Here is a 14638-nt window from a genome sequence, read left to right as displayed (position 1 = left end):
GAAGAACGCTTATGCGTTCTTCAGCGCGACGCGGAAGGTTGCCTCGGTGTTCGCCTTCACGTCATCGAGGGTAACGCCGTCAGCGAGTTCGATCAGCGCCATGCCGTCGTTGCCGTGCTTGTCGATGGTGAACACCGCCAGATCCGTGACGACCATATCGACGACGCGCTCGCCGGTCAGCGGCAGGTTGCAGCGGTGCAGCAGCTTCGAGCCATCCTTGGCGGAGTGCTCCATCACAACGACGACGCGCTTGACGCCCGCGACAAGATCCATCGCGCCGCCCATGCCTTTCACCATCTTGCCGGGGATCATCCAGTTGGCGAGATCGCCGTTCTCGGCGACCTGCATCGCGCCCAGGATCGATAGGTCGATGTGACCGCCGCGCACCATCGCGAACGAATCCGCGCTGGAGAAATAGCTGGTGTCGGGAAGCTCCGTGACGGTCTGCTTGCCGGCGTTGATGAGGTCAGCATCCTCCTCGCCCTCGTAGGGGAACGGACCCATGCCGAGCATGCCGTTCTCGCTTTGCAGCGAGACGTCGAGGCCATCGGGGATGTAGTTGGAAACCAGCGTCGGGATTCCGATGCCGAGATTGACGTAATAGCCGTCGCGCAGTTCCTTCGCGGCACGCGCTGCCATCTGTTCACGGGTCCAGGCCATGGGGCTCTCCTCTGGAAATCAGTTACGCGCGCTTGCGCAGGGTGCGCTGCTCGATACGTTTCAGCTTCGGATCGACCGCGACCACGCGCTGCACGAAAATGCCGGGCGTATGGATGTGATCGGGATCGATCTCGCCAGCCGGCACCAGATGCTCGACTTCCGCGATGGTGACCTTCGCGGCGGTCGCCATCATCGGGTTAAAGTTGCGCGCGGTCTTGCGGTACACGAGGTTGCCCGCGGTATCGCCCTTCCAGGCGTGCACGATGGCGAGATCGGCGACGAGGCCGGTCTCCATAATGTACTTCTCGCCGTTGAACTCACGGACTTCCTTGCCCTCGGCGATCAGTGTGCCGACGCCGGTCTTGGTGAAGAATGCCGGGATGCCCGCGCCGCCGGCGCGAATGCGCTCGGCCAGTGTGCCCTGCGGATTAAACTCGAGTTCGAGTTCGCCCGCGAGGTACTGCTGCGCAAACAGCTTGTTCTCGCCGACATAGGACGAAATCATTTTCTTGATCTGGCGGGTTTCCAGCAGGCGGCTGAGACCGATGCCGTCGACGCCGGCATTGTTCGACACAACCGTCAGGTTCTTGACGCCGGTTTCGCGCAACGCGTCCGACAGGACTTCGGCGATGCCGCAGAGGCCGAAACCGCCGGACATGATCATCATGCCGTCTTTAACAACGCCATCGAGCGCGGATTTCGCGTCGGGGTAAACCTTGTTCATGAGGGTGCAACCTGATGGAGGGAAATGGGCGGGCAAGCCGCTCGTGTGGAGGTTCGCAAGTCCGCTTTCAGGGCGATTATTAGGCGGAATCTTTAAGGCACGTCAATCGCGCTACGGCACCTGCCCCGTCCGCTGTCCGGCAATGCTGTCCGGTGCGCCACCTTGTCCGAACACCTTCCAATACCTTTGCCAATACCTTTGGTTTTGAGGCGCGATTGCAGGGTTTAAGGCTTCGGATGGCCTTGAAAGCGTCAAGAAAAGCAATCAAGTTGCAGCCTGCGCTGCGGCGGGAAACCTGCCGGTGCCTTCAGACCCAAACCTACCGGATGAACTCATTGACGATGGCCCAAGGGATAAAGCGCCTCGGGATGCCTATTGCGGCGTTTCTTGCTGCCGCGCTGCTCGGCCTGATCGCCATTTCCTGGATGATCGACCCGAACGCCGTGCGGCTTTCGGTCGAGAAGCAGATTCGCGCCGCGACCGGCCTCGACCTGAAGGTCAACGGCGACGTGCGCGTTTCGATTTTCCCCGGCAGCGCCATCACATTGCGGCAGGTCGGACTGAAAGGCGCCAGTTCGCGCGGCAGCGGCGTCGCCGACGAGCCTCTCACCGTCGATGAACTGACAGCGAACCTGCGCCTGCTGCCGCTCCTGATGCGGCGTTACGAAATCGCCGACGTGACGCTGCAGGATCCGCGGATCAATGTGAAGCGCAACGCCGATGGCCGCAGCAACTGGTCGGCCATCATCGAGACGCTGGCGCGCACCATCAAGCCGGGTGTCGACAGCCCGGTGTCGTTCTCCGAAATCCGCATCAAGAACGGCGTCCTCACCTATCAGAACGATGACCGCGAGATCGCCGAAACCGTCAACGGAATCGACCTGTCGCTGGCATGGCCGTCGATCTCACGCTCGTTTGCCGCCACCGGCCAGTTCAACTGGCGCAATGAACTCGTCGATGGCAGCCTCAGCATTACCGATTTCATCGCCGCGCTGTCCGGCGACCGTTCCGGCATCAAGGTCCGCGTCGCCAGCACGCCGCTGAAATTCGCTTTCGACGGCGCGGTCGCCAACCGCACCAGCCTGCTCATGGAAGGCACACTCGCCGCCGACAGCCCCTCGCTGCGCAATGCGATGCGCTGGGCGGGGCAGGATCCCCCCGGCACCGGGGGACTGGGACGGTTCTCGCTCAAGGCCCGCACCAATGTGGTGGGCGAATCGATCGCGCTGACCAACGTCAACCTGGAACTTGACGGCAACACCGCCGAAGGCGTCATCACCTACAGCAACAACGACCGCCAGACGGTGCAGGCCACCCTCGCCGCCGATGCGCTCGATTTTACGCCCTACATCGACACCATTCGCCTGGTCGCCAGCGGCGCGCGCGACTGGAACCGGCAGTTGTTCGATCTGCGCGGCCTCTCCGCCACCGATCTGGACATGCGGCTGTCGGCGGCGAAGGTCACCATCGGCAGCTCGAAACTCGGCCGCACCGCGCTCGGCGCCAACATGCGCAGCGGAACGCTGGCGCTGAGCATCGGCGAAGCGCAGATTTACGGCGGCATCCTCAAGGGATCGTTCGGCGTGACGCGTGCCGACGCGGCAGCGGAGATCAAGGCCCAGTTCCAGTTCACCGATGTCGATCTGGCGAGCTGCGCCAACGAACTGTTCGGCGTCAGCAGGCTGAGCGGCCGCGGCAATCTCAACTTCGCCGTTGAAGCCAAGGGCGCCAGCCCGTTTACGCTGGCGCAATCGCTCGACGGCACCGCGACGCTGACCGGTCGCGACGGCGCGATCGGCGGGCTCAATGTCGAACAGCTTCTCAAGCGCCTGGAACGCCGCCCTCTGTCGGGCGCGGGCAATTTCCGCAACGGCTCGACGCCGTTCGATTCACTGAACATCGCGATCCGCTTCAATGACGGCGTCGCCACCGCCGAAGACGCGCGGATCGAAGGCCCCACGACACGCGTGCTGCTGACCGGCACGGCCTCGGTGCCGTCGCGCGAATACGATCTGAAGGGCGTCGCCAGTCTCGTGGTCGCAAGCGATGCGCCACCGGCATTTCAACTGCCGTTCGTGGTGCAGGGTCCGTGGGACGATCCGTTGATTTTCCCGGATTCGGAATCGCTGATCCGCCGTTCGCCTGCGTCCGCGCCGCTGCTCGATTCACTGAAGGACCGCAAAACGCGCGACGCGGTGAAATCCGTGATCGACCGCTTCACCGGCGGAAGAAAGCCGGCCGCCGAACCCACAGCGCAGCCGCAGGCCGCGATCCCGCAGCCTGTGCTGCCCACGCCGGTCTTGCCGCCACCTGTTCCGCCGCTGGCGCCCGCTGCCGAAACGCCCGCCTCCGCACCAGCAACGCCCCCGGCTGCCGCAAACTCTGCTCCGGAAAAGGCCGATTAGAGCGGCGCTGCGCTTTCGCCCTTGTCGCTCGACAGTTTCGATACCAGTGACGCCGCGATGATCACCAGCGCCACTGCCGCGATCACCAGCGTGCAGATCGCGTTGATCTCCGGCTTCACGCCGAGCCGCACCTCCGAATAGATCCGGATCGGCAGCGTCGCCGATCCCGGCCCGGTGGTGAAGCTCGCGATCACCAGATCGTCCAGCGACAACGTAAAGGCCAGCATCCAGCCCGCCGCAATTGACGGCAGCATCAGCGGCAATGTCACCGCGATGAAGGCCCGCACCGGCGAACAGCCGAGATCCATCGCCGCTTCCTCGAGGCTGCGGTCGAGCGCGCCGAGCCGCGATTGCACCACCACCGCAACGAAGCACATGGTCAGCGTGGTGTGCGCGATGGTGACGGTCCAGAACCCGCGCCCGGCATCAATGGCCACGAACAGCAGCAGCAATGATAATCCGGTGATCACTTCCGGCATCACCAGCGGCGCGTAAAGCATGCCGGAAAACAGCGTGCGCCCCCGAAAGCGCTCGCCGCGCGACAGGGCCAGTGCCGCAAGCGTGCCGAGCACGGTCGCCGCCGTCGCCGAGCAGAATGCCACGCGCAGGCTCATCCACGTGGCCGACAGCATGGCCTCGTCGCTGAAGAGTTCAATGTACCAGCGCAGCGACCAGCCGCCCCACACCGTCACCAGACGCGAGGCGTTGAACGAATAGATCACGAGAATCGCGATAGGCAGATACAGGAACGCCAGCCCCAGCGCGATAGACGCCAGGTTGAAGCTCGACAGGCGTGCGACGTTGCGGGCCGCCATCAGCGCGTCTCCAGATGGCGGCGCTGCAGCTTCTCATAGACCAGCAACGGCACCAGCAGCAGCGCGAGCAGAACGATCGCAATCGCCGACGCCACCGGCCAGTCCTTGTTGGTGAAGAACTCCAGCCACAATGTCTGGCCGATCATCATCCGGTCGGAGCCAGCCAGCAGATCGGGGATCACGAACTCGCCGACGATGGGAATGAAGCACAGCAGCAGGCCTGCGCCAACGCCCGGCAGCGACAGCGGCACCGTCACCAGCCAGAAGGCTTTCAGCCGCGACGCGCCGAGATCGGCGGCGGCTTCCAGCAACGCGTCGTCCATCTTCGACAATGTCGCGTACAGCGGCAGGATCATGAACGGAAAATATGAGTAGACGATGCCGAGATACATCGCCGCATCGGTCGACAGCCAAACGAGAGGTTTGTCGATAATGCCGAGCGCGAGCAGCGCCTTGTTGAGCAGGCCGTCGTGCTGGAGCACGTTGATCCAGGCGTAGATGCGGATCAGGAACGAAGTCCAGAACGGCACGATCACCAGCATCATCGCAATCGGCTGCCAGCGCTGCGGCAACCGCGACATCCCGTAGGCCACCGGATAGCCGATCAGCAGAAGGATGGCTGTCGATGTGATGGCGACCGCGAGACTGCGGACATAGGAGAGAATGTAGAGATTGTCCGACACCAGCAGCCTGAAATTGTCGAGCGACAATGTTCCCAGCGCTGCCTTGAACGCACCCCATCCCGCCGCGAAGTCGAACACCGGAACGTAAGGCGGCTGCGCGATGGCGGTCTGCGACAGCGCGATCTTCAGCACGAAGCCGAACGGCACCAGAAAAAACAGGGCCATCCACAGATACGGCCCCAGCGCGGCCACCCGCGCCGGACGGGTGAAAATGCGCCGCCCGCTCATCGGTCCAGCACCACGACGTCATCAGGCGCGAACGAAACGCTGACCCGCTGCCCGACCGCAAATCCATCGGCGGTTGCGCGCGTCGCGTTCGGCAGCGCGACCCGCAGCACCGCGCCCTGATCGAGGGTCACACTGTAAACCGACAGGCCGCCGAGGAAACCGGCGGATGTCAGATGGCCTGCGAACGCATTGACAGACGCAGCCTCATGCTGCGCCGGTTGCGACAGCCGGATTTTCTCCGGGCGGATCGCCGCGCAGACCTTGTCCGTCGCGGAAAACGGCAGATGCGACGCCGTGATTGCGCCCGCACTTTCCGTGGCGATGGTGAAATGTCCGGACTGGCGCGCGGCGACCTGCCCCTCGATCAGATTGATGTCGCCGACGAAGCCCGCGATCCAGCGCGAGTTCGGCGCTTCATAAAGCTGGCGCGGCGGCGCGACCTGCACGAGACGGCCATTGTCCATCACCCCAATCCGGTCGGCGACTGTCATCGCCTCTTCCTGATCGTGGGTGACGATGATGAAGGTCATGCCGAGACGGCGCTGCACCTCCAGCAACTCGGCCTGCGTGCTTTCGCGCAGTTTCTTGTCGAGCGCCGCGAGCGGCTCGTCGAGCAGCAGCATCCGGGGACGGCGCGCCAGAGATCGCGCCAGCGCCACACGCTGACGCTGGCCGCCGGAAAGTTGATCGGGACGGCGCTTCTCCATCCCCTCGAGACGCACCAGCGCCACCATCTCCGCCACCCGCGCCGCGATCTCACCCTTCGGCAAACCGGCCCGTTTCAGGCCGAACGCGACATTGCCCTCGACAGTCAGGTGCGGGAACAGCGCGTAATTCTGGAACATCATGTTGACGGGCCGCTCATGCGGCAGCACCTGTGCGATGTCGTTGCCGTCGAGGTAGATCGCGCCCGCGTCAGGCGTCTCGAATCCCGCCAGCATGCGCAGCAGCGTGGTCTTGCCGCAGCCGCTCGGCCCCAGCAGCGCGAAGAACTCGCCGGCCGCGATGTTGAGCGACAGATCGTCCACCGCGGTGAACCCGCCGAAGCGTTTCACCACCGATGCGATCCGCAGCAATGGCTTCTCGCCTGCGGTCGCCATCATGCCGTCGCCATGAATGTCGCAAGCGCCCCACGATCCTGCCGCGACATCGTCAGGCCGAACTTGGACCGCCGCCACACAATGTCGTCGGCGAAACGAGCGAATTCTTCTCTCATCAAATAACGAACCTCCGCGCCGGTGAGGTCATCGCCGAATACCGGCCCAAGATCATCCATGCTTTTTGCCGCACCCGACCCGCGTGCCATAGGCCGCAATATCAGTCATGTCGCGATGATCTCCGACGGGTATCATCGCGAGTCAAGTCTAATGGATTTTGACGGATTTAAAGACGCGCGTCAGCCGACCTTGCGCGGAATTTTGACGACATTCTTGGCGGCGGGACGCTTGGCGCGGCCGATCCACTCGGCATAGGTCTCGATCGGCGCGGGCTTGCCGAGGAAGTATCCCTGCACCTGATCGCACGCCTCGTCCGCGAGGAAGGAGAGTTGCTCCTGGGTTTCCACGCCTTCGGCGACGATGGAAATATTGAGGCCGTGCCCAAGCCCGATCATGGCGCGGATGATGGCCGCGGACTGCGTGTTGCGTCCGAGATTCATCACGAAGGTGCGGTCGATCTTGATCTTGTCGAACGGGAACGCCTGCAGGTAGGTCAGCGAGGAATAGCCGCTGCCGAAATCGTCCATCGCAATCCGCACGCCGAGCGCCTTCAGCCGCCGCAGCAGCGACAGGCCGCGGTCGAAATCCTCGATCAGCACGCCCTCGGTAATCTCAAGCTCCAGGCGGCCGGGCGCGAGACCAGTTTCGAGCAGGATGGAATGGACCAGCCCGACCAGGTCGCCGTGCATGAACTGGGCCGGGGACAGATTGACCGAAATCTGCAGATCCTTCGGCCACGACGCCGCCTCGCGGCAGGCCTGGCGCAAAATCCACTCGCCCATTTCGACGATCAGACCGCTTTCTTCGGCCAGCGGAATGAAATCGCTGGGCGGGACGAAGCCACGTATCGGATGAGTCCACCGCGCCAGCGCCTCGAAGCCGAGAACATGATCGATCTTCATCTTGTGGCGTGCACGGGCCTGCGGCTGATAGTGCAGTGACAGTTCGCCATTCCGGATCGCGGTCGACAAATCCTGATGCAGCGCGCGCCGGTCGCGCAGCTGCTGATCCAGTTCCATGTCGAAGAAGTTGATGGAGCCGCGCGCTTTCGTCTTGGCGCGGAACAAGGCAGCGTCGGCGTTGGTGAGCAGCGTTTCCGCATCGCGGCCGTTGCGTGGATAAACCGAGATGCCGATGGTGAGGCCGATGCGGACCGCCCGGCCCTCGAAGGTAAATTCGGTCTGCATCGATTGCATCAATCGCGCGGCAAGCGCCTTCGCGGAATCCGGCTGCAGGCCATCGATGATCAGGCCGAACTCGTCGCCACTGAGGCGCGCAACGACGCCGCCGGAAATGACCGATTCAAGGCGGCGCGAGAACTCGATCAGCAGCTGGTCGCCGACCTCGTGGCCGAACACATCGTTGATTTCCTTCAGACGGTCGAGATCGAGCGACAGCACCGCGAATTCCTCGTCGGTGTCCTCGCAGGCGTCGATCATCTGTTCCAGCGCCTGCAGGAACGCGGCGCGGTTGGGCAGCTCGGTCAGCGCATCGTGATAGGCCATGTGGGCCATGCGCGATTCGGTTTCACGGCGATCCGTGATGTCCTCGTTGGTCTTGATCAGGTATTGCGGCTCGCCGGCCTCGTCGAGCACGGTGACGCGCCGGGTCAGGAACAGGCGCAGCCCGCTTTCGGTCTGAATCGGATGCTCTTCGGTGACGATACCCTTCTTGCGGACAGCGTCGTCGTCGCGCTTGCGGATCAGCCTCACATCGGCGGGATTGTAGAGATCCTCGACGGTGCTGCCGATGACGTCTTCGCGCCTCCGGCCCAGCATCGCCTCGGCGGTGCGATTGGCGAGAACATACTGATCGTCGCTCAGCCGTTTCACCACCAGTGAGACAGGAATGTTGTCGACGACAAGTTCCAGGAACTTCTTCGCGCCCTGGATTTCGCGCGACAGCGACCTTCGATCGGTGACGTCCTCGAACAGCGCAACCAGAAATTCCGGCCGGCCCTTCTCGTCGCGCGCGATCATGCGGTTGCAGGCAACCTGCCGCATGCGGCTGCCCAGCTCGATGAGCAGTTCGGTCCGCGTCTGGCCCGTCGGCGACGCAATCGCGTCACGGTCGGCTTCGGCGACGGCCTTCGCGGCCTCAGGCACGTAAACTTTTTCCGCGGTGTGCCCAATGATCTGGTCGCGGCTCAGGCCGGAGAACTGTTCAAACGCGCGATTGGCGAGAATGTATCTGCCGTCTTCAATGCTCTTGACCGCGACACAGACCGGAATGTTGTCGATCACGGATTCAAGGAAATTCTTGGTGGTCGCAAGCTGCCGGGACAGCTTGCGCTGGGCCGTGCAGTCTTCGTGCGTCGATACTGTTCCGCCGTTGGCCAGCTTTCGATGCTTGATGAGAATCGAGCGGCTGTCGGGAAGCTCGCAGATGTACCCATCGGGATGCTCAACGTTGCGATAGTAAGTGTCGAACATCCCATCGAACGTGCCGCGCTGCTTCCGCAAATCCAGAAGATCGGGACCCGTCATGCCGGGGAAAAGGTCGAACCGGTCCAGCCCATAGATTTCCAGATAACGGTCGTTGCAGAACACGACGCGCTTGTGCCCATCAAGCATCACGATGCCGGTGGTCAGGTTGTTCAGGGAGCTGGAGACGAAAGCCGCGCGCCGGATGTTGGCGTGGCGCGCCCGGCGCAGCGCGGTCGAGGTCCACAGTATGATGGCGGCGAGGAACGCCACGATCACAAAGCCGCCGATCACAACCTGCCATATCATGGCGGTCTGCGTGGTGTCCGTCACGGCTGCCGAGAACGTGCCATCCGGATTGGCGACGATCTGCGCGACCGCACTTCCCGACCCAAAAATCAAGACGCACGCGCACGCAGCGACCCACACCGGGCTCGCTGTGGTAGCTCGTGCTTGCTTCTGCCAGCCGGTCATTACCATTCCGCGGAATTCTTCATCCGCAGTCTCTGGTTGTACCTCTTTTGATCGGGTAAACGCGTACGTGCAGGCCGCCGACAATGTGACTTAAATGAGGGCAATTGGCCTTCTATGCTTAACCAAGTTCTAACGCAGAGTGCATCGCAACGCCGCACACTGGATATAAAATGAGCAGAGAAAAAACCTCCCCGGCAAAGCGGATCGTCAATGGACAGCGTTGAGTGTGTGGTGGTCGGCGCCGGCGTCGTGGGCCTGGCCGCCGCACGGCGACTGGCGCGGGCCGGGCTTGAAGTCGTGGTGGTCGAGGCGGCCGGCGACATCGGGACCGGAACGTCCTCGCGCAACAGTGAGGTGATTCACGCCGGAATCTATTATCCGGCGGGAAGCCTGATGGCGCGCCTGTGCGTCGCCGGCAAGCAGGCGCTCTATAATTACTGCGATGCCCACGGCGTGCCTTACCGCCGCTGCGGCAAACTGATCGTCGCAACCGCAGCCAATGAGGACGAGAAGCTGGTTTCGATCAAATCGCACGCCGAAGCCAACGGCGTGGACGATATGCGCGTGTTGTCTGCCGCCGAGGCACGCGCGCTGGAGCCGGCGTTGCATTGCACCGGCGCATTGCTGTCGCCATCCACCGGAATCGTCGACAGCCACGCCTATATGCTGGCGCTGCGCGGCGAGATCGAAGACTCCGGCGGAGCACTCGCATTTCATGCGCCGCTTTTGCGCGCAAAAGCCATTCGGGAAGGATTCGAAATCGAGATCGGCGGCGACACGCCGATGGCGCTGCAATGCCGGATGCTGATCAATTCGGCGGGGCTCAGCGCGCCCGCCATTGCCCGCGCCATTGAAGGCATGCCGTCCGAACGCATCCCGACCAGCTATTACGCCAAAGGCAACTACTTCAGTTGCAGCACGCGCGCGCCGTTCTCGCACCTGATCTATCCGGTGCCGGAGCCCGGCGGCCTCGGCGTCCATCTGACCATCGATCTCGGTGGTCAGGCGAAGTTCGGACCGGACGTGGAATGGGTCGATAGCCTCGACTACGCCGTGGACCCGGCGCGGGCCGAGCGGTTTTACCCGGCGATCCGGCGCTACTGGCCGACGCTGCCGGATGGTGCTCTGGCACCGAGTTATTCCGGAATCCGGCCCAAGATCGTACCGCCCGCCATCGCCCGGCAGGATTTCGTGATCCAGGGACCGCAGGACCATGGCCTTGCGGGCTTGGTCAACCTGTTCGGGATTGAGTCACCCGGCCTCACGTCATCCCTCGCCATCGCGGACGAAGTCGCGCGCGCCGCCGGAGTCCAGGCGTAGCCGGTTCTCGCAACGGCAACTGTTGCCGTTACGAGCATCGCCTTGAACTGCCGGAAGGATTCCGTCGATGGAGGATGTTAGTGGACCGTTGCGAGCTTGATGCGCTCGATTTGGTCCTTGAGCACCAGCTTGCGGCGCTTCAGTTCGATAATCTGGAGGTCGTCGGTAGAAAGATGCTGGAGAGCATCGTGCAATTCGTTTTCCAGAACTTCGTGTTTACGTTCCAGCTCAACGAGATGCGCCTGAATTGCCATAAGAAGTCTCCTGTGTAAGTGGACCTCAGATCGGACAAAGCACGTTTTCAAGCGAAGTGGCGTCCGGTTCGCGTGAAGAAAACGCGCTCCTTCTCTCTTAATAGGAGTAAATTCGGGCGCAAAACCGGTATCCCACTTTTGCTGAATTTGCTCCGGACGGTTAAGTCTACATGACAGGAGCCGTCTGTCGACAGCGGAGTCGAGAACAGCCTTTCAAAATTTTCGCATACAAGGGAAACGAATTGTGAGGGAACCTTTCCCGCGTTACCGTCGCTAGTGGAGTGGATTTGACATTCGCGCCCTGTCCGCGGCGAATTCGCAAAGCGAATGTCAAATCCCAAACTCCACTAGAACTTATGTTTTCTAGTGGTCCGTCGATTTTAACATTCGCAAAAAAGCCCGCCGAAAACCGAGGCGAATGTTAAAATCGGACCACTAGAGTTGGTAACGATTTTCTGCAATGACAATCATGCAGATGCTTTCAGCGTCACCTACGACACCTAGCTGAAAGTCCGGGCGAATTCAGTCAAACGACGGTTATGGTAGATCAGGACAACAACGAATTCGCGCTTGAGCTGGCGCAATTGCAGCAGGAGCATCGCGATCTGGATGCCGCCATCGAGGCGCTGCATCAGTCGCCCGCGCCCGACCTGCTCAGATTGCAGCGTTTGAAAAAACGCAAGCTGCAGTTGCGTGACCGGATTTCCTTCATCGAAGACCAGATCACGCCCGACATCATCGCCTGATTGGCAACACGTCAGAGCGCCAAGTGCGCGCGGTCGCGCCGCAGGGTCTTTCGCGCGTACATCGCGCGGTCGGCGGCTTCCATCACAGATGCCGCATCGGTCGCCGCATCAATCGGCGCAGTACCTGTCGATGCACCAGCCACCACTGAATGGCCCTTGAAAACGAATGTCAGCCGGTCAATCGCCTCTTCCAGCGCTGCGGCTTTCGCCAATGCATCGACTTCAGTCAAATTCCAGAGCAGCAATCCGAATTCGTCGCCGCCGAGCCGCCCGACTACATCCGACGAGCGGACATGGCGCATCAGCACCGCAACCACGCCCTTCAGCACTGCGTCGCCCGCCGCATGACCGAACGTGTCGTTGATCGGCTTGAGGCGATCGACATCGAGCACGACCAGCGCACCGGTGGCCTTGTAGCGACGCATGTAGGCGAGCGATCGGTCCAGTTCCCGCTCGAAGCCGCGGCGGTTGTAGATGTCCAGCAGGAAATCGGTGTCGGCCCAGGCCTGCAGTTCGTCGCTCCGGGCCTGGGCCGCGGCGAGTTCCGTCTTCAGGGCCGAGACCTGCCGCCGGACCTTGGCCAGAGGGGCTGCCGCAGGCTTGCGCTTGCGTTTCGAAGGGATGGTCTTGTTCAGCCGAGCGGTCTTGGAGCCAGATTTTGCGGTCGATTTAGCAGCGGATTTGCTGCTCGCGGCGCGCCCGGGCCGCTTCTTTGCCGCCGGACCCCGTGATGCCACTTTGCCGCGCGCTTTCTTCACGTTTTCGCCTTTAATCCGCTTGACCGGCACGGCCATTGACCATGAAAGGATAACGGATTCGGCGAGTGTCCTAAATCCGAAGTTCGCCCCGTCTTGCGGCATTGCCATAGCGAACTTCGGATTTAGGACACTCGAAATTATAGATTCTAGTGTGGTTTTGGCTCGCAAGTCCGCTAAAGACCGCGCTGTAGACACAATGCGGACTTGCGAACCACCACACTAGGTAGCTTGCCACGCAGGGGTGCAACCCTATAATCCGCCCTCTTTTTCTGCTCTTTTTTGAAGATTCCGAATGACCGCCCCCGTTGCCATTATCATGGGAAGCCAGTCCGACTGGGAGACCATGCGTCACGCCGCAGTGACCCTGACCGCGCTCGGCGTTGCACACGAGGCGCGCATCGTCTCGGCGCACCGCACCCCCGAGCGGCTCTATGCCTTCGCCAAGGGAGCCAAGACCGCCGGCTTCAAGGTCATCATCGCCGGCGCAGGCGGTGCAGCCCATCTGCCGGGCATGGCAGCGTCCCTGACGGAACTTCCCGTGTTCGGTGTTCCAGTGGAATCCAAGGCGCTGTCGGGCGTCGATTCCCTGTACTCCATTGTGCAAATGCCAGCCGGAATTCCGGTCGGCACCTTGGCGATCGGAAAGTCCGGCGCTATCAATGCCGCCTTACTCGCTGCAAGCGTGCTGGCACTCAACGATGCCGGCCTTGCAACCCGGCTTGCGACATGGCGCAAGCAGCAGACCGAGGCCGTAAGCGAGCGCCCAGAGGACGAATCTAAGTGACATCTTCAGGTCGGGTGACGCTGAAACCAGGCGACATCATCGGAATTCTTGGCGGCGGGCAGTTGGGCAGGATGCTCGCACTCGCTGCCGCGCGTCTTGGCCTCAAGGCACAGGTGTTTTCTCCGGATCCGGATTCACCGGCCTTCGACGTGGTGCAGAACGCGACCTGCGCGGAATATGCCGACGTCGAAGCGCTGGAACTGTTCGCGTCCGATGTCGCCGTCATCACCTATGAATTCGAAAACATCCCCTCGTCCACGGCGATGATCCTGTCGGCCCGCCGCCCGGTGCTGCCGGACCCGGGGGTGCTGGAAACCGTGCAGGACCGGTTCGCGGAAAAGAACTTCGTCACCAAACTCGGCATCGCCACCGCGCGTTATGCCGACGTCTCGTCCGCGCAGGAGCTGAAGACGGCGATCGGCCAGATCGGTCTGCCCGCCGTGCTCAAGACCCGGCGCTTCGGCTACGACGGCAAGGGCCAGGTCGTGGTCCGCGAGGGCGACGATCCCGAAGTTGTGTGGGCCGATCTCGAAACACGGTCCGCGATTCTCGAGGCCTTCGTGCCGTATGAGCGCGAGATTTCGGTGGTCGCGGCGCGCAGCGCCAGCGGCGAAGTGGTCTGCTTTGATGTCACCGAGAACGAGCATCGCGACCACATCCTGAAATTTTCCCACGCGCCGGCGCGCATTTCCGACGAGCTTGCGGCGCAGGCACGCGTCATCGCGGAGAAAATCGCGACTGCGCTGGACTATGTCGGCGTGCTGGCGGTGGAGCTGTTCGTGGTGCCCGGCAAGGACGGTCCGAGCCTGCTGGTCAACGAGATCGCCCCCCGGGTGCATAACTCCGGCCACTGGACGCTGGACGGGGCCTCGGTGTCGCAGTTCGAGCAGCACATCCGCGCCATTGCCGGCTGGCCGCTGGCGCATCCGGTCCGGCACGGCGACGTCACCATGACCAACCTGATCGGCGACGACATTCTCGACTACGGCAAGTGGCTGGGCGTTCCCGGCGCCACGGTGCACCTCTACGGCAAGGGGGCCCCCCGGCCGGGCCGCAAGATGGGCCATGTGACCGAGGTCAGGCAGTCCTGAAAGCGTCCAAAGAAAAAGGCCGCCGCGATTGCTCGCGGCGGCCTTCTTGCTTGATC

General features: G+C 62.5%; 14 protein-coding genes. 5 read left to right on the top strand and 9 right to left on the bottom strand.

Translation table 11 applies throughout. The features are described from left to right. Nucleotides 1–9 precede the first annotated feature (9 nt). Both HNQ36_RS21285 and HNQ36_RS21280 read right to left on the bottom strand, forming a co-directional pair. Complete coding sequence (locus tag HNQ36_RS21285; RefSeq protein WP_184088481.1) at nucleotides 10–660, bottom strand: 3-oxoacid CoA-transferase subunit B; 651 nt, start codon at nucleotides 658–660, stop codon at nucleotides 10–12. A 22-nt stretch (nucleotides 661–682) separates the two neighbouring features. Continuing rightward, on the bottom strand, nucleotides 683–1384 hold the full coding sequence (locus HNQ36_RS21280; protein ID WP_184088480.1) for a CoA transferase subunit A: 702 nt from the start codon (nucleotides 1382–1384) through the stop codon (nucleotides 683–685). Between the two features lie 341 nt (nucleotides 1385–1725). On the opposite strand from HNQ36_RS21280, the gene HNQ36_RS21275 reads away from it, so the two are divergent. Continuing rightward, a complete protein-coding gene (locus HNQ36_RS21275) occupies nucleotides 1726–3789 on the top strand; it encodes an AsmA family protein (RefSeq protein WP_184088478.1) in 2064 nt (687 codons plus the stop codon). Here the strand turns inward: HNQ36_RS21275 and HNQ36_RS21270 are convergent. The 5 genes from HNQ36_RS21270 to HNQ36_RS21250 form a co-directional block, all read right to left on the bottom strand. Beyond that, nucleotides 3786–4604, bottom strand: a complete 819-nt coding sequence (locus HNQ36_RS21270) for an ABC transporter permease (RefSeq protein WP_184088476.1) — start codon at nucleotides 4602–4604, stop codon at nucleotides 3786–3788. The two genes, HNQ36_RS21275 and HNQ36_RS21270, sit on opposite strands and share 4 nt — an antisense overlap. Further along, complete coding sequence (locus tag HNQ36_RS21265; protein ID WP_184088474.1) at nucleotides 4604–5515, bottom strand: ABC transporter permease; 912 nt, start codon at nucleotides 5513–5515, stop codon at nucleotides 4604–4606. The genes HNQ36_RS21270 and HNQ36_RS21265 overlap by 1 nt, the downstream gene beginning before the upstream one ends. Then, nucleotides 5512–6618 (bottom strand): ABC transporter ATP-binding protein, encoded by a 1107-nt coding sequence (locus tag HNQ36_RS21260; protein WP_246395485.1) that lies wholly within the window; start codon nucleotides 6616–6618, stop codon nucleotides 5512–5514. The genes HNQ36_RS21265 and HNQ36_RS21260 overlap by 4 nt, the downstream gene beginning before the upstream one ends. Continuing rightward, nucleotides 6615–6791, bottom strand: coding sequence for a hypothetical protein (locus HNQ36_RS21255; protein WP_430641393.1), 177 nt, complete (start codon nucleotides 6789–6791; stop codon nucleotides 6615–6617). Before HNQ36_RS21255 ends, HNQ36_RS21260 begins: the two co-directional genes overlap by 4 nt. Before the next feature lie 120 nt (nucleotides 6792–6911). Continuing rightward, nucleotides 6912–9629: a sensor domain-containing protein gene (locus tag HNQ36_RS21250; protein WP_184088471.1), complete on the bottom strand. Its 2718-nt coding sequence runs from the start codon at nucleotides 9627–9629 to the stop codon at nucleotides 6912–6914. Nucleotides 9630–9839: 210 nt separating this feature from the next. On the opposite strand from HNQ36_RS21250, the gene HNQ36_RS21245 reads away from it, so the two are divergent. Then, on the top strand, nucleotides 9840–10949 hold the full coding sequence (locus tag HNQ36_RS21245) for an NAD(P)/FAD-dependent oxidoreductase (protein ID WP_184088468.1): 1110 nt from the start codon (nucleotides 9840–9842) through the stop codon (nucleotides 10947–10949). A gap of 77 nt (nucleotides 10950–11026) precedes the next feature. Here the strand turns inward: HNQ36_RS21245 and HNQ36_RS21240 are convergent, their stop codons facing one another. Continuing rightward, entirely contained in the window at nucleotides 11027–11203 is a 177-nt protein-coding gene (locus HNQ36_RS21240; protein WP_006022144.1) for a YdcH family protein, read from the bottom strand. 539 nt (nucleotides 11204–11742) lie between these two features. Here HNQ36_RS21240 and HNQ36_RS21235 point away from each other — a divergent pair. Beyond that, nucleotides 11743–11949 carry a YdcH family protein gene (locus tag HNQ36_RS21235; RefSeq protein WP_046827647.1) on the top strand — a complete coding sequence of 69 codons (207 nt, stop codon included), beginning with the start codon at nucleotides 11743–11745 and terminating at the stop codon, nucleotides 11947–11949. 11 nt (nucleotides 11950–11960) lie between these two features. Here the strand turns inward: HNQ36_RS21235 and HNQ36_RS21230 are convergent, their stop codons facing one another. Continuing rightward, nucleotides 11961–12743 (bottom strand): GGDEF domain-containing protein, encoded by a 783-nt coding sequence (locus tag HNQ36_RS21230; RefSeq protein ID WP_184089127.1) that lies wholly within the window; start codon nucleotides 12741–12743, stop codon nucleotides 11961–11963. A 256-nt stretch (nucleotides 12744–12999) separates the two neighbouring features. Here HNQ36_RS21230 and purE point away from each other — a divergent pair, with 256 nt between their 5' ends. Both purE and HNQ36_RS21220 read left to right on the top strand, forming a co-directional pair. Continuing rightward, nucleotides 13000–13491, top strand: coding sequence for a 5-(carboxyamino)imidazole ribonucleotide mutase (gene purE, locus HNQ36_RS21225; protein WP_184088465.1), 492 nt, complete (start codon nucleotides 13000–13002; stop codon nucleotides 13489–13491). Continuing rightward, nucleotides 13488–14582 carry a 5-(carboxyamino)imidazole ribonucleotide synthase gene (locus tag HNQ36_RS21220; protein ID WP_184088462.1) on the top strand — a complete coding sequence of 365 codons (1095 nt, stop codon included), beginning with the start codon at nucleotides 13488–13490 and terminating at the stop codon, nucleotides 14580–14582. The genes purE and HNQ36_RS21220 overlap by 4 nt, the downstream gene beginning before the upstream one ends. The last annotated feature ends 56 nt before the right edge of the window (nucleotides 14583–14638 follow it).

It is taken from the genome of Afipia massiliensis (assembly GCF_014203115.1).
GTDB classification, from domain to species: domain Bacteria; phylum Pseudomonadota; class Alphaproteobacteria; order Rhizobiales; family Xanthobacteraceae; genus Afipia; species Afipia massiliensis.
Note: the sequence above shows the minus strand (reverse complement) of the source record. Positions and strands in the feature narration are given on the sequence as shown.